Genomic DNA, 13,722 nt, shown 5'->3' with positions numbered 1-13,722 from the left:
GTCGTTTATTCCCCTGCATTCACCAAGGCCAAAGCATCTGCATTAGAAGTTATGTAAGTGCGTTGATCGCTTTCCTCAACGCTTAGGCCTTATGAATGAGCTGAACTGCTTGTTTTCCAAACGGAGAAGCCTGTACATACCGTTCATGCCTCTCGTCTTCGCCAAATCGAACCATGCCTAAATGAAGCATCATTTGCAAGATTCGCTCTTCAAAAATCGAAGCGGGAGAGTCATAAAAAAACGGCTTAATCAGCATTTCAACCCTTTCAAACAGCGAGGGTACCGTCACCCAATCTTTCGAACAGCAAATCATCCAGTAGACTAGAGACAGCAAGTTAGGAATGGGCCCTTTATATAATCTTAACCAAAAGCGGACGAACTGTATCATAGGCTCCTGGCGTTCCTCCGCTAGGTAGGACGTTCCCCCATCCGTCAATTCTAGTCGATGGTTGTTCTCCTGAATGAGGCGGGAATGATAGGCATAATCGTAAAGCAGCGCTAATCGGTTCGGATAATCCTTAAAACGGCGGCCATACCCGAAACGCCAACCTTTGCCAACTAATCCCTCGGACACGTGAAGCGATTCAAGGATCTGCAACTGATTTCTCCGGTACATGACCCCTTCGCTGTTTAACGGAATATCGTGCCGGGACACGTATTGCAGGAATAGCAGCAGGTCGGTGGACAGCATATCCGGCTCCTCCCGGTACATCGGCGGTTCGGCGGCAGCCACCTTCACTTCGGCAAGAAACCGGCGTTCGAGGGTTTCTCGGAACCGTCGCTTCAAATCCTCAGGAACCTCGAACAGATAACGGGTCTGCTGGGTCGTTCCATTAAATAGCCAACCCTGCTGGCGAAAGCGGGTGATCATCTCCCGTGGACTTTCCCGCTCCTTGGCATCCTCGGTAAACCGCGAGCCCTGCGCGCAAGCGATCAGCTCCTCCAAGCTGAACTGACGGCGTCCGTCGAACAGCAGGGTGTTCAGGAAGCGAAAATCCTCCAAACTCATGCCGCCAATATGCCGCTCGATAAAATCGCGACGGCCTACCGTCTGCAGGATGGATTGAATCAATTCATGCTTCGAATGCCCGCTGCATTCGCAGTCGTAATGATCCGCTATTCTGCTGAGTTGTCCGATATCGGCAAAAGTGAGCATATCCGCCAGATTCATAGTTTTACCGCCTCGCCGTTTTAATCCCATTATGGGAAGGTTTTCCGGCGTTTATTCCCGAAATCCGAAATTATCCCGAAAAAATAGCAAAAAAAATAAGCCGGCCTAAGCCGGTTTACTTCGGTTCCTTGACACCTTCTTGCAAGTGACGTGTGCAATTATATAATCGCAAATCCCAAGAATTCTCCATTTTCTCCAGAATCGTTAAAGACAAATTGCCAATCCGCTCCTGGCATTTCTCCTGGTACAAGGCGATATAAAGCTGCGCCAGCAGACCTCCATGCGAAACAACCAACACATTGTTGCTCGGGTAACGCTCCGCCAAATCAGCCATAAAGGACAAAGCCCGCTGGCGGATTTCCTCGTCTTTCTCCTGCCCCAGCTCATGCTGGTCCCAATCCTTGCCCCATAACGTTTCTCTTTCCACCAACGTCATGCCCTCGACCTGACCAAAGGAACGTTCCATCAACCGCGAATCAGGATCGTACAGCGGAATCCCCAGCGTCTCGGCCAAGATTTCACCGGTCTCGCGCGCCCGTGACAAGTTACTCGTCAGGACGAAGTCCCAGCGGTATTCGCCTTCCTCTTTCAATCTCTGGCCGAGCAGTCTGGCTTGTCGCCGTCCCTCGTCGTTCAAGGGGATATCGCTCTGCCCTTGAATTCTACCTATCGCATTCCAATCAGTTAGTCCATGGCGAATCAAACCAACGAGCATAACCATCCCCCTTTAGATGTAAAAAACGCCCCGCCCGCTCCAATAGCGGAAGAAGCGTTTGTTAACCCAAGTTTATCTTCTGGTACGGCGGAGTCCTTTCCAGGAAAAGAGCGCCAGCAACATGCCTGCCATAGACAGTACCATCCAGTATTGCGGATAAGCCGGGCCCATTTGCACGGCAAAAGGCTCTACAATTCCACGCGAAGCGCTAGGCATGGCGAACGAAAAATCCGCGTATGCATCTGTCTCCGAGCCGGCCGCCGCGACAGCTGTCGGCAGAATCCCGGTCATCGGCTCGGCAGCTTTCTGGTTCGACGGGGTATGATCCATCAATAGGAAAACAAAGCTGCAAAGGAAGATAGCCAGGAAACTGGCGGCCCAAAATACGACCCTACGCCGGAAACGGCGGGTAACGCCGCGCTTGACGTCAGGGGCCAGCCAAGGGGATTCGGCATAAATCCGATCCATCACTCGCCGATTTACCGTTTCTGCCTGCTCCTCCGTCACTTCCATCGGTATGTACTGCAGCATGTCCAGGCTTTCTTCCCATTGTTGATATTCGTCTGCGCAAGACTCGCAGCCCAAAAGATGCCGCTCCAGCAAAATCCGCTGAGGGTGTTGTTCGGGCAGGTCCCTTAACAATCCGAACAATTCTTGGGCCTCTCTACAATTCATCTGCTTTTCATCCCTTCGTAATGCTCGTAGATGGGTTCATAAAAGTAGGGTTCAAGCTGACTTTTTACACTGCTGCGCGCCCGGAACAACAGCGACTTCACGGCGCTAACACTTTGTCCCAGAATATTCGCGATCTCTTGATAATCCAATTGATCGTATTCGCGCAAGATCAAAGCCGATCTTTGCTTCTCCGGCAGATTGTTGATGGCTTCTCTCACCATGCCCACTTTCTCGCTCCGTAATACCGCTTGCTCGGGGACGACATCGTTTGAAGCTACGGGAACGATCCCGCTTTCATCCAAGGGGACATTGCCGTTTCTTTGTTTGCGAAGTTCGCTGAGCACCGTGTTACGGGCAATCGTATACAACCAAGTGGAGAAAGAAGCATCTACCTCTCTGAAGGAATGCAAGCTGCGAAATGCTTTATAGAACGTTTCCGAGCATAGATCTTCGGCAAGCAACTCCATATGAGCGCTCTTTAACATGTGATAAACGAAGGCCAATATCTTCCGCTGATACCTTCGCATGAGCTCCGAGTACAGTTCCGTATTGCCTTCCTTAATTTCGCGAATCATTTGGGAATCCGTCATTTAGGTGCGATCCTCCTCGCGCTTCCATGGGCCATCTTCCCGTTCGATTCTTACATCAATTATTACCGAACAGGTTTGAAAAAGTTGCGGTTATCTATGTAACTTCGATAAAAAATCTATTCGACATGAAAGCAAAATTAACAGCGTAGCCAAACTTTGAGGATATTATACCACAGGAGTTGGATTTAAAAAAACATCCATTCCTGCATTATTCATGTCAATCGACGACGAAACGCGATTTCTCGTTGCCATAAGCCCCATAAATTAGCAGACCCTTGCCTATTTCAGCAAAGGTCTGTTCAATACAATATGCTAGTGGCCTCAGGATGATTCAGCAATTGACCTTGCAACGAAACGCGTGGCCGCCTCTCGAACGTCGTCTGCCTGCGTGATGGCGGAAATCACAGCAATGCCGTCCGCCCCAGCGCGAATGATTTCGCCGGCCGACTCGATCGTAATGCCGCCGATGCCGACCAGGGGCAAGGCGATCCCGCAAGCGCGTAGCTCGCGGAGAATTCCCGGCCCTTGCGGTGCTTTGGCGTCCGCTTTCGAGGCCGTGGGATAGATCGGCCCGATGCCAAGGTAATCGGCACCGTGCCGAACGGCGGCCTCCGCTTCGGCGAGCGTGTGCGCGGAGACGCCGAGGATGCGGTCTCCGATCCGGGCGCGGACCCGCACGGCCGCCTCGTCCTCCTGGCCGACGTGAACGCCGTCGGCTCCGATCGCAAGGGCCAGTTCCACGTCGTCATTGACGAGGAACGGCACACCACGCTGGCGGCATGCGCCTTGCAACTGGATGGCGAGTTCCCGCAGCGGAGCCCCGGTGAGCGCGCCCGGCCCTTTCTCGCGGAATTGCACGAGCGTGACGCCGCCGGCAAGCGCCTCTTCCAGCACCCGCAGCGGCTCTATACGGCAGTTCGTGCTGCCGATGACCAGATAAGTCCGCAGCAGTTGGCGCATGCGGGCTGCCTCGATGCGACCGCTTCCGCCACCGTCGTTCATCGGGAAACTCCTTGTAAGCGACGGTAAGCAAAATGGTTCGTCGGCCCATGCCCCTGCCCCAGCTCAAGCCCGTGCTCGATCGCCGCTTGAATAAAGGCCCGGGCGGTCCGTACCGCGTCTAGAGCCGGTAAGCCTTTGGCTAACCCCGCTGTCAGCGCAGCCGAGAAGGTGCATCCCGTGCCATGTGTATGTGGCGTGGGAATTCGCCGTCCGACCAACTCCGTGAAGGTCGACCCGTCATAGTACAAATCAACAACCCGATCGCCGTTCTCGGTGTCGTGGCCGCCCTTGATTACGATCTGCCGCGACCCGTACGCGCAAATACGTTTGGCCGCTTCGCGGCGATCCTCCATGGTGCGGATCGACAGGCCGGACAACACCTCCGCCTCCGGGAGGTTAGGCGTAACGATGAAAGCCAGCGGCAGCAATTGCTCGCGCAGCGCTTGCACCGCTTCCGGCTGGAGCAGAGAAGCGCCACCCTTGGCAACCATTACCGGGTCGACTACCACTTGAGTCCAGCCAAAGGCTCGAATCTGGGCGGCAACCGCCTCAATGATTTCCGCGCTGAACAGCATGCCGGTCTTCAGCGCATCCACCCCGAGGTCGGAACCAACCGCTTCGATTTGCTCCGCCGCCGCTTCCGGGGGCAGCGGGTAGACGTTCGTCACGCCCAGCGTGTTCTGAACCGTCACTGCAGTGATCGCCGACATGCCGTAAACGTCCAGCTCCTGGAACGTTTTGAGGTCGGCCTGGATGCCGGCCCCGCCGCCGCTGTCCGACCCGGCAACCGTCAGCGCCTTGGAGATCCGGCTCATCCGACCCACCATCCGCCGGCGCCTGTCGCCTGCATTTCACGCACTGCCGCGTGGCCCTTGAGCGAATGCGGATGAAGCTTCGCCAGCTCGTCGAGGAACGCGATCTGGAAGCTGCCCGGTCCGGCGGCGGCCGTCCGCTCGGCGGCGCGGGACGCGGCGGCGCCATAGAACGCTAGCCCGGCGGTACCGGCCAGCAGCAGATCGCGCTCCACCGCGGCGAAGGCTCCCAGCACCGACGTGAGCAAGCAGCCCGTGCCGGTCACCTGAGTCAGCAGTGCGTCTCCGCCGCTGACAAACCGGCACTGCAGCCCGTCGGTGATGACGTCTTCACGGCCGGTAATCGCCACGACCGTGTTCAGCGCCCGCGCGGCCCGTACCGCGAGTTCGGCCGCCTCGTCTCCCGCGGTGTCGCCGGCATCAACCCCCTTGATCTCGCGGTTTTCCCCGACGAGATGGGCGATCTCCGCCGCATTGCCGCGCAGGAGCGACACCTTTACCTCGCGCAGGATACGCAGAGCCGATTCAGTGCGGAAGGCGGTCGCCCCCGCACCAACCGGGTCAAGCAGCACCGGCACGCCATGAGCGTTCGCCGACCGGCCGGCGAGGATCATCGCTTCGACCTGCTGCGTCGACAACGTGCCGATGTTCAAGACGAGGGCCCCGGCGATCTTGGCCATATCAGCCACCTCCTCGGGTGCATAGGCCATGACCGGCGAAGCGCCAAGGGCGTACAAGCCGTTTGCGGTAAAATTCGTGACGACAACATTGGTCATGTTATGCACGAGGGGTTTCGTTTTTTGCACCTTTTCCAGCACATCGGACAGATCTTTTTCCATTAAGCTCATGTTTTCAACCTCTCTTTCGATCATTTGGATGAATGCGAAATCATCGGCATCGCAACCGGCCAATCTTCCTGCCGGTAAGCCATATCCCAAAAGAGATATTCCAATTGGCAGCTTTGCAGAAAATGATCGGCCATCCTTTGCCGCTCTTCCTCCCTGGCTGTATCCGCCCATCCGTCTAACGCATGGATAAACTTCTCCGTCACATCCCCCGAAAGACGCCCGTAAAAATCAATCCACTCATAAAACGGATGGTCCGGTGTCGGCTGCACTTCTGCCAGCAGCTTTTGGCCGATCTCCAGATAGGTCCAAGGGCAGGGCAATAAAACGGCATAGATCTCGCCCAAACTCCCTTCGTGGGCCACCGTCAGCATATGACGGATATAATGATGCGCCGAGGGTGCAAGTGGGTACCCCTGCAACTCTTCAAAATTCACTCCGGCGGCCCGGCAAAAAATCTGATGGGGTTGAACTTCACGGTTTAAAATATACGCGATCTGTTCGTTGAACATCGCGATCTCCTCTCGGGTCCGGCTTTTGGAAATCGCGATACCGTAAATCCGCATATAGGCGTTTAAATATTCGTAATCCTGCTTAACGTAATGAATGAGCTGCTCTTTCTCCAGTTGTCCCCTTGCGATGCCTCTGACGAACGGATGATCGAATATGGCTTGATAGATCCCGTCCGCCTGACGTCGTAGCTCCTGCGTAAACCCCATCGTCTCCACCTCCCAATATATTGAACTAGGAAATCCCCTGAGAAGACGACGACAAACGACCTGTTAACAGAGCGCGCAAAAAAGCCGCTCCGTAGAGGGAGCGGCTCGATCAAGTCCTAGGCTGATATACGACAACCTGAGCACTATTCAAATGGGGGCCGACTCCACTTTCCTACGCTAGTATGAACTAGATCAGGTTCAAAGGGTCCAAGATGGTCTCTTGTCTCAGCCGTTTACGGCGCCCCTAGTGGATTTCCTATGCAATTCACCTATTACTCTACCGATCCCTGCCTGGATTGTCAATCCCGTCCAGCGAAAGATCGTTGGATCACTTGCTTCTCTCGTCTACACCATCCCCGGAATGCTGCATAGCATAACTATCAGGGAACTGTCTTGTAAACCGGTTCCTCAGGATAAGTAACCGGATCCCATCCAGCTAAGGAAGGTTAGGCCATGAATTCAGCCGGAAAAAGCAAATCCTCGTCCTCCAACAAGAAAAATGGCAAAAAGGGCGGTTTCCGGCCAAAAACCCCGGAATATACCGTAGCTGCGCTGCTTCTTTCCGGTAAACTTCGCGTGGATTCCGTCCAGTTATACCGTAACGCAACCATGTATGTCTCCCTTGTTGGCGAATACAAAACGATCAGCAGCGATGCAAACGCCGACAAGTTGCTGAACTTTCTCAACGAGAATGGAGATATGACCATCAATGACATCATCAATGCCATGAAGAAAAAAGCGGACAATTCCTCCTGAACCCGCTCTTCCTTTGAAAGATTCGGGTGGGAGGATCGCTCGCTTTACATCATAACCTAGATGCGGGGGTTTACTACAATGAGTGAATTTGACGGCGAAGGCTTCTCGGAACTCATCGTAATCATCATTCTGGTCGTTCTGTTCTTCTACGGTTCCAACGATATCGAAACGCTGACGGGCGCCCCGACTTCCGATTAACTGTCGAAGGCGACCCACAGCGTTCTCTCGTTATTTCAACTGCAAACGAATCGTTTTGATTTCATACGGTGACATCGACAACTCAAGCTCCGCAGTTGAGGAGGATTCTCCTAAAGGCCGTTCCATCATGTCGGTTTCTTGCCAGGAAATCACCGGCATCCCGAAATGGAAGCGAACGCGGCCTCGGCCTCCCTTGTATTCATGCAAACGAACGATCAAGCCGTCGCCGTCTTCCGCTTTTTTCACGGCATCAATGACGACGTCCGCACTTCCGCTCGTTTGGAGCAGTGAGAATGAAGACGAGTGCGCCTGGCCCATCGTGGCGTAAACCGGCTGATTTAGCAGCGTTGCTGCCTGTACGGTACCGCCTTCGGACCAATGCCCCTCGTGAGGATACAGCGCGTACGTAAACTCATGCTCGCCGCGATCCGCTTGCGGATCCGGATAAGTTGCCGATTTCAACAGCGACAGCCGGATCACATGGTCCTTAATGTCGTGGCCGTATTTGCAATCATTCAGCAGGCTGACCCCGTACCCGTGCTCTGACAAATCGACCCATTGATGACCGACCGTTTCAAATCGAGCAAGGTCCCAAGAGGTGTTCCAATGCGTCGGTCGCTTGACGTTTCCGAATTGGATATCGTAAGTAGCTTCCGTAGCCCGTACGTCAACCGGAAAAGCGACCTTCAGCAGTTGCTGACGCTCCTGCCAATCAACTTGAGTCTGGAAGTCAATCCGCCGGTTGTTGCCATACAGAATCATCTCTTGGCGGATCGTCGAGTTCATATAAGTCCAAGTAAAGCTAACGACGGCACGCAGCGAACCCGTCACGACTTTACAGTCCTGTAGCTGCTCGACCTCGCGTTGTTTCTCCTGGTAGAACACATCGATGTCCCAAGCCTCAAACATTTTCGGCTTATCTTCGAACACCTGAAGTACGTTCCCACGTTCGCCCGGCGCCAGCACTTCGCGGCCGGCTTCCCGATCAAAGATCGAGATTAGCTGTCCGCCATCATTCCACTCGATGTTATAAATTGGGGTTTCGATTCCGTTTGGCCGTGTTTTAAAAGGTTCATCTGGTGTGAGATCAACCTGTTCGTCCTTGCTGCGTTCAATCGTCACAAAGCCAAGCGGCGGCACGTTCTCTACTAGCACCCACACCGTCTTTCCGTCGAATTCGGATTTCAGCTCTACCCCGCCTGCTTGAACCCACTTTGCTCCCTCAGCTTGCCCCTCCAAAGCAACCAAGCCGGTAAAAAGCCAGGCTGACGGATTCCATACGGTGTACGAATCCCCCGCGTCGTTCGTCAAGGCTTGAATGGCTTGCTCGCGGCAGGATTCCAACAGCGATTCGGCCTGCGCGTACTCCAGCTTGGAATCGCGGTACACCTCTGGAATGGACGAGCCTGGAATGATGTCGTGGAATTGGTTGCGCAAGATCGTTTTCCAGCTTTCGTCCAACTTCGCTTTCGGATAAGCCTCCCAGTCTCCTTCCGCGAACAGCGCCTGCAGGCTGAGCAACCATTCGGTGTCCCGGGACAACAACTCCAGTTTGCGGTTCATCTTTTTGTTGTACGCTTGGCTGGTGTAGGTTCCTCTATGGTATTCCAGGTACAGCTCACCGTCCCAGGTATGAACATAGCGATCCGCCGCCCCAACGGTCTCTTGCAGCTTGGCGAAAAATTCGTCCGCCCGGCCGGTCGTTACCCTCGGAAGGCCCGGCATTTCGTCGAGCCGCCGCCGCAGCTCCAGATGCTCGCGATTGACACCGCCGCCTCCATCCCCATAACCGTAAGAAAGCAGAAGCTCTTTGTTAACCTCTTTGTCGCGATACGTCTCCCAAATGCCTTGCACGCTGGACGCCTCAATATTCCCGTTATAGGTATACCACCAGAAACTGCCGTCCTGCGGCGTAGTGATGAAATGCGTCAGCACCTCGCTGCCGTCGATACCGCGCCAGTGAAACGTATCATGCGGCATGCGGTTGTACTGGTTCCAGCTGATTTTCGTTGTCATAAACGTATCGATGCCCGACTTGCGCAATATCTGCGGCAGGGCCCAGCTGTATCCGAACACGTCCGGGAGCCATAAGTAGGTACATTCCTGGCCAAACTCCTCACGTAAAAAGCGCGTCCCGTACAGCAACTGCCGCACCAGCGATTCCCCGCTCGTCAAATTGCAATCTGCCTCCAGCCACATGCCGCCGGCTGCTTCCCAGCGCCCTTCCTTCACGCGTTCCTTGATCTGTTCATAAAGCTCCGGATAATCCTGCTTGATATATTCGTACAGTTGCGGCTGCGTCTGCAGGAACACGTACTCCGGGAACATCTCCATTAAGCGCAGCACGGTGCTGAAGCTGCGGGCTGCTTTTTCCCGCGTATGCTTAAGCCGCCACAACCAGGCGACGTCGATATGCGTGTGTCCGATGCATTGGACCGTGACCGGCGACGTCTTCTTCATTCCCGCCACCGCTTGGGTCAATTGCTCCTCGGCTTCCGTCAGCGAAGCATAAAATCCTTCCGATCCTGGATAAGACCAATCGATCCTCAGAAAAGCACGATCCAGTGCCGTCAATAGGTCGGTCCGCTCCGGCGCATTCGCCGGCAGCACCTCCACTGTCTGCATGACCGCACGGGACGTATAATACAAGCGATCTACGGTCCCGTCCAACCAAGCGATTTCCGCCCGCTTGATCCGGTGTTCCTGCACCTGCGGCTTCCCGCCGCCCTCAAGCCCGGACCATAAACGAAACTGCAACTTGACCTTGGTACCGGAGGCTTCTTCCGGGAAAAACACCTCTTGGTGATTCATATCCACGCCTTGGAACGGTTCGCCGTTGACATACAGGAGCGATTCGAACCCGGAGTTGTTCCCTCCGCCCGTTTTGCCGAAGTCGAATACGCCGACGATCTGGCGTCCTCTCCATGCGGCCGGGATTTCAATGTTCGTCTCCAGCCATAGGTAAAGATCTCGGCCTTCCCAGCGTTCTCCCGCCTGCATCTTGGACCATGGCCCCTCCTTAGGCGGTCTGGCGCCGATGTGCCCTTCCTCGTCCACTTGTGCTTGAAACGCCTCGATCGGCTGGGCATCGCGGTATCGGTATGCTTCCAGCTCGCGTATCCGTGCATTCAATTTCTCTTCCGTCCAAAACATCGTATCGGGTACCTCCCTGAATATGAGTGTGCCTACCCCCTCATTTTCCGGTTCTGTCCCTGCGAAGTAAATTACTTATCCTCATCAATTTTTGTCCTATTATGATATGATGAAGATAATTTGAACAAAGGAGCACCTGCCTATGGATTTGAAAAAATGGCGGAACGAACTGGCTTCTGTACTGAACGGAATCTGTGGTGAAATCGCGGTGGGGGATGCCGTGGTCGATTGGGTCGATATCGTGATAGAACAAACCGGCGGTTCTGGAAAATGCCCTCCCCACGCGCATACGTGGTACGAATTCAACTACGTCCTGTCCGGTCGGATGCAAACTCGCTTCATTGATCAGGACGTGATGGTTCACGCGGGCGAATTTTTTCTGATCCCGCCGGGGATGACCCATGCTCACGACTATTCTCGCGAAGATCCGCATGAAGGCATCTGCCTGCGATGGCGGTTTCGGCCTTCACCAGGCGAAGTAGATACCGCTGACGATAGCTTTCTTGGACGGCTTGGTCGTCTGAAGGATTGGCCCCCCGGCGCTTACCGCGATAATGACGGCATCCGGTCGCTGTTGCTCCAGTTCTTTGCCGAAGCGGAGAGCGGGCGGTCCCCTTTTTATCTGCGGCTGCTGTTGGTGCAATTGCTGGAGGTTTTGTCCGGAGTGACCGTACGCCATGCGTCAGTGGCAACAGAGCCAGTGCAAGCCCGTGACGCGTTGCTCCGCAAAGTGGAGGTTTATTTGGAGGATTTTCGCGGGGACCGGCTGAATGTTGAAGCGTTGGCAGCCTCGCTGCATATGAGCTACGGCCATCTATCCCGCTTGTACAAACAAAAAACCGGCCGGACTCTGATCGAGGAAATGAACCGAATCCGTCTGGACAAAGCCTGCGAGTTGCTGTTGCAGCCTTCCTTGCTCATTAAGGAAGTCGCCGAACAAGCCGGCTTTCCTGACATCTACTACTTCAGCAAGGCGTTCAAGAAGAAATACGGCATCAGCCCGCTCACTTACCGCAAGCAACAGGCGTGCTTGGCGAAGTAGCGCTTTTTCATAAGGCATGTTCGTTAATCAGGGCCAACGGATGTCTTGTGCCACTTGTGCCGATGCCCCCTGTGGGTGTCGTATCTGTAATCACCGTTCAAGTGTTGTCCCATTGTATTCGATTTTTCATATATAACTTGTCATGAACACCCAAATGTACGAGATCTATTCGAAAATTCATACAGAAACATGTCTACCGCACTCCCGCGGCCAAAATAAGCATGATAATTCATATATAATCGGCTGAATTCAGGAAAATGGACGATATCTATACAATTTATCGTATAGATTTATCGCCTGCTGTGTAAAAAGACAAAAAAAAGACCGCTTCTTTCGAAGCGGTCCTTGCTCACTCACGAGCAAGAAGTTATTGGATAGGAGTGGAGAGAAACCATACTGTACTTTTATTATATGTATACGTTTTCATTCTGTCAACACTTTTTTTTGAGCGCTTTCATTTCTCAATCCACAAGGGGTTGCCATATCCCATTCAACTCTTAGTTTGACATCGAAAACATCCCTGCTTCCTCGGTTTGTAAGCGGAAATAGAAGCATAGGGGCACGAAGTTCGCGTTCGCTAAGAGTGTGTAACGGAACCCAAGGCTCTTTCCCAGTCATTTCCCGTTCTAACGGACTCTAGTGACCTTATTGGGCTTGAATGGTACCTAAAGAGACGCTTTTGTCCAAAATAAGGTCTTCTGGGTCTGTTAGCAACAAAATTGAACCAAAAGCGGACAAATAGCGTCTCTGAGTTCCGTTAGCTGAAATCACACATCAGGCCGAGAAGGTTGAATGAAGCTAGGGACTGAGCAGCGCAGCGTAGGCAAATCCTACGTGAGCAGCGGAAGGCCCGGCTGAATTCAAGATTCGACGCCGAGCCTCCCCTTCGATTCCCCTTCGTGATCAAAAGCCGAATTTAAAACAACCTCTTAAAGGTAGACGGTGTGGCCTAGGGATTGGAGATGCGCCTTCGCCCTCTCCATCTCCCCTTCCTGACGGAAAGATAAGCGCAGCACACCCGGAACGTCCTCGCGACTTTCGATAATCTGCATGTTGCTCAGGTTGATGTGCCGAAGGCCCAGCTCAGTCGCGATTTGCCCGATGATCCCCGGCGTGTCGGGCACATCGATGTAGATGTCGAACAAAGAGGTGATCGCCCCTTTGCGCCGCTCCGGCAACTCGCTGCGGAACCGGTTTGCTTTTTGGAACGCGGCTTCGATCCCTTCTCCGTTCTGTTCCTCGAGCAAGGAGATGAAACCTTCGATCTCGTGGTTCCAATCCTTCAACAAGCCAAGCAACACTTCGCGGTTGCTGAGCAGAATGTCCCGCCAAACCACCGGGTCGCTCGAAGCGATCCGCGTGATGTCGCGGAAACCGCCGGCCGCCAGCATGCGGTACAGCCCGTTGCCGTCGTTGTAATCGCGTACCTGGTTTACCAGTGCAACCGCAATGATATGCGGCAGATGACTGATCGCTCCAACGATCTCGTCATGCATGACCGGGTCGACGCGGACGATTTGCGCTTTAGTGTGTGACAGCAACTGTTCTAAGCGCTGGTAAGCCTCGTCCGGTACGTCAGGAGACGGCGTCAACACGTAATAGGCGTTCTCGAATAAGAACGATGAAGCGGCCTCAACGCCAGAACGCTCCGAGCCGGCCATCGGATGGCCCCCGATAAAATGCACGCCCGGGCGAGAAATTCTCGCCGCGCAAGCGGCGACGGCCGCCTTCGTGCTTCCGACGTCCGTCACAATGCAGCCAGGCTTCAGCGGAAGTTCAGTCAACTTCTGTAGGTAATCCTCCAGGAGCCCTACCGGCACGCACAAAAAAATAAAGTCGGCATCCGCCGCCGCCTCTTCCATGGACAGAGTCGCGGCGTCAACGACGCCGCGCTCCTCGATGCGTTTCAGGGATTCCGGACGGTGGGCATGGCCGACGACCGTGATTCCCGGCTTGCCTTTCAGGCACAACGCCAGCGAACCTCCGATCAAACCAACGCCAAAAATGGCAATTTTCGTTGTCATCGTTTCTCACTCATTTTCTG

12 protein-coding genes and 1 riboswitch are annotated in these 13,722 nt (G+C 54.2%); of the genes, 2 read left to right on the top strand and 10 right to left on the bottom strand.

Features of this window, described 5'->3' with window-relative positions; genetic code table 11:
* Positions 1–82: 82 nt before the first annotated feature.
* The 8 genes from KJS42_RS10870 to tenA form a co-directional block, all read right to left on the bottom strand.
* Positions 83–1,171, bottom strand: coding sequence for a hypothetical protein (locus KJS42_RS10870; RefSeq protein WP_213622838.1), 1,089 nt, complete (start codon positions 1,169–1,171; stop codon positions 83–85).
* A 115-nt stretch (positions 1,172–1,286) separates the two neighbouring features.
* Positions 1,287–1,886: a histidine phosphatase family protein gene (locus KJS42_RS10865; protein WP_155605339.1), complete on the bottom strand. Its 600-nt coding sequence runs from the start codon at positions 1,884–1,886 to the stop codon at positions 1,287–1,289.
* A gap of 72 nt (positions 1,887–1,958) precedes the next feature.
* A complete protein-coding gene (locus KJS42_RS10860) occupies positions 1,959–2,561 on the bottom strand; it encodes an anti-sigma factor family protein (RefSeq protein WP_155605340.1) in 603 nt (200 codons plus the stop codon).
* Positions 2,558–3,151: an RNA polymerase sigma factor gene (locus KJS42_RS10855; RefSeq protein WP_155605341.1), complete on the bottom strand. Its 594-nt coding sequence runs from the start codon at positions 3,149–3,151 to the stop codon at positions 2,558–2,560. Before KJS42_RS10855 ends, KJS42_RS10860 begins: the two co-directional genes overlap by 4 nt.
* Positions 3,152–3,472: 321 nt before the next feature.
* Entirely contained in the window at positions 3,473–4,153 is a 681-nt protein-coding gene (gene thiE / locus KJS42_RS10850; protein WP_155605342.1) for a thiamine phosphate synthase, read from the bottom strand.
* The gene (gene thiD / locus KJS42_RS10845; protein WP_155605571.1) at positions 4,150–4,968 is read right to left on the bottom strand and encodes a bifunctional hydroxymethylpyrimidine kinase/phosphomethylpyrimidine kinase; all 819 of its coding nucleotides are present in this window, start codon (positions 4,966–4,968) and stop codon (positions 4,150–4,152) included. The genes thiE and thiD overlap by 4 nt, the downstream gene beginning before the upstream one ends.
* A complete protein-coding gene (gene thiM / locus KJS42_RS10840; RefSeq protein WP_213622837.1) occupies positions 4,965–5,813 on the bottom strand; it encodes a hydroxyethylthiazole kinase in 849 nt (282 codons plus the stop codon). The genes thiD and thiM overlap by 4 nt, the downstream gene beginning before the upstream one ends.
* A 20-nt stretch (positions 5,814–5,833) precedes the next feature.
* On the bottom strand, positions 5,834–6,529 hold the full coding sequence (gene tenA / locus KJS42_RS10835) for a thiaminase II (protein ID WP_213622836.1): 696 nt from the start codon (positions 6,527–6,529) through the stop codon (positions 5,834–5,836).
* A gap of 152 nt (positions 6,530–6,681) precedes the next feature.
* A riboswitch (TPP riboswitch) is annotated at positions 6,682–6,785 on the bottom strand.
* A gap of 197 nt (positions 6,786–6,982) precedes the next feature.
* Between tenA and KJS42_RS10830 the strand changes: the two genes are divergently transcribed.
* Complete coding sequence (locus KJS42_RS10830; protein WP_155605345.1) at positions 6,983–7,285, top strand: hypothetical protein; 303 nt, start codon at positions 6,983–6,985, stop codon at positions 7,283–7,285.
* A gap of 228 nt (positions 7,286–7,513) precedes the next feature.
* On the opposite strand, the gene KJS42_RS10825 is transcribed toward KJS42_RS10830, so the two are convergent.
* Entirely contained in the window at positions 7,514–10,636 is a 3,123-nt protein-coding gene (locus KJS42_RS10825) for an alpha-mannosidase (RefSeq protein ID WP_213622835.1), read from the bottom strand.
* Between the two features lie 142 nt (positions 10,637–10,778).
* Between KJS42_RS10825 and KJS42_RS10820 the strand changes: the two genes are divergently transcribed.
* A complete protein-coding gene (locus KJS42_RS10820; RefSeq protein ID WP_213622834.1) occupies positions 10,779–11,678 on the top strand; it encodes a helix-turn-helix transcriptional regulator in 900 nt (299 codons plus the stop codon).
* 929 nt (positions 11,679–12,607) lie between these two features.
* On the opposite strand, the gene KJS42_RS10815 is transcribed toward KJS42_RS10820, so the two are convergent.
* A complete protein-coding gene (locus KJS42_RS10815; protein WP_155605348.1) occupies positions 12,608–13,702 on the bottom strand; it encodes a prephenate dehydrogenase in 1,095 nt (364 codons plus the stop codon).
* Between the last annotated feature and the right edge of the window lie 20 nt (positions 13,703–13,722).

The organism is Paenibacillus sp. J53TS2 (assembly GCF_018403305.1).
GTDB lineage: Bacteria > Bacillota > Bacilli > Paenibacillales > Paenibacillaceae > Fontibacillus > Fontibacillus rhizolycopersici.
The sequence above is the reverse complement of the archived record's forward strand: the minus strand, read 5'-3'. Positions and strand labels throughout refer to the sequence as shown.

Excerpts from the sequence above, each read along its gene's own strand:
- KJS42_RS10870 (WP_213622838.1), bottom strand. The coding sequence starts at position 1,171 with ATGAATCTGGCGGATATGCTCACTTTTGCCGATATCGGACAACTCAGC.
- KJS42_RS10865 (WP_155605339.1), bottom strand. The coding sequence starts at position 1,886 with ATGCTCGTTGGTTTGATTCGCCATGGACTAACTGATTGGAATGCGATA.
- KJS42_RS10860 (WP_155605340.1), bottom strand. The coding sequence starts at position 2,561 with ATGAATTGTAGAGAGGCCCAAGAATTGTTCGGATTGTTAAGGGACCTG.
- KJS42_RS10855 (WP_155605341.1), bottom strand. The coding sequence starts at position 3,151 with ATGACGGATTCCCAAATGATTCGCGAAATTAAGGAAGGCAATACGGAA.
- thiE (WP_155605342.1), bottom strand. The coding sequence starts at position 4,153 with ATGAACGACGGTGGCGGAAGCGGTCGCATCGAGGCAGCCCGCATGCGC.
- thiD (WP_155605571.1), bottom strand. The coding sequence starts at position 4,968 with ATGAGCCGGATCTCCAAGGCGCTGACGGTTGCCGGGTCGGACAGCGGC.
- thiM (WP_213622837.1), bottom strand. The coding sequence starts at position 5,813 with ATGAGCTTAATGGAAAAAGATCTGTCCGATGTGCTGGAAAAGGTGCAA.
- tenA (WP_213622836.1), bottom strand. The coding sequence starts at position 6,529 with ATGGGGTTTACGCAGGAGCTACGACGTCAGGCGGACGGGATCTATCAA.
- KJS42_RS10830 (WP_155605345.1), top strand. The coding sequence starts at position 6,983 with ATGAATTCAGCCGGAAAAAGCAAATCCTCGTCCTCCAACAAGAAAAAT.
- KJS42_RS10825 (WP_213622835.1), bottom strand. The coding sequence starts at position 10,636 with ATGTTTTGGACGGAAGAGAAATTGAATGCACGGATACGCGAGCTGGAA.
- KJS42_RS10820 (WP_213622834.1), top strand. The coding sequence starts at position 10,779 with ATGGATTTGAAAAAATGGCGGAACGAACTGGCTTCTGTACTGAACGGA.
- KJS42_RS10815 (WP_155605348.1), bottom strand. The coding sequence starts at position 13,702 with ATGACAACGAAAATTGCCATTTTTGGCGTTGGTTTGATCGGAGGTTCG.